Here is an 863-nt window from a genome sequence, read left to right on the forward strand (position 1 = left end):
CGCTCACAGGGCGGGTGCCGTTGGCCGGGGTGACGTAGTAGGTGCCGTTTTGGAAGTCCTGCAGGCAGCCGCCGTCCTTGAGGCCGCAGACCTGGTCGGAGACGGGGTAGCCGAAGGGGCTGTTCTGCCCGCCGGCGGCCCACCAGGCCGCCCGGATGGACCCGGCGACGCCATGGGTGCCGTTGGACGGGGTTGTGTAGATGGTGCCGTTTTGGAAGTCCTGCAGGCAGCCGCCGTCCTTCAGTCCGCAGACCTGTTCGGAGAGGGGGTAGCCGTAGCTGCCGCCGTGGCCGCCTGCGGCCCACCAGGCCGAGCGGATAGAACCGGTGACGGTCCGGGTGGCCTTTGCGGGAGTGACATAGATACTGCCGCTCTGGAAGTCCTGCTGGCAGCCGCCGTCCTTCAAGCCGCAGACCTGATCGGAAGCCGGGTAGCCGTACGGGCTGTTCTGCCCGCCGGCGGCCCACCAGGCCGAACGGATGGAACCGGCAACGGCCCGGGTGCCGTTGGCCGGTGTGACGTAGTAGGTCCCGGCCTGGAAGTCCTGCAGGCAGCCGCCCCCCTTCAAACCGCAGACCTGGTCGGAGACCGGGTAGCCGAGGGCGCCGTCCTGCCCGCCGGTTGCCCACCAAGCGGACCGGACGGAGCCGCTCACGGCCCGGGTTCCGTTGCCGGGAGTCGCGTAGATTGTGCCGTTTTGGAAGTCCTGCAGGCAGCCGCCGTCCTTGAGGCCGCAGACCTGGTCCGAGACGGGGTAGCCGTACGGGCTGTTCTGTCCGCCGGCGGCCCACCAGGCCGCCCGGATGGAGCCGCTCACAGGGCGGGTGCCGTTGGCCGGGGTGACGTAGTAGGTGCCGTTTTGG

1 pseudogene is annotated in these 863 nt (G+C 69.9%); it reads right to left on the bottom strand.

Annotated features, from left to right (window positions below):
* A pseudogene (locus AC5RUF_RS16340) lies at positions 1–863 on the bottom strand (GH25 family lysozyme); the annotation flags it as partial.

This window comes from Arthrobacter sp. Y3224198 (assembly GCF_059090025.1).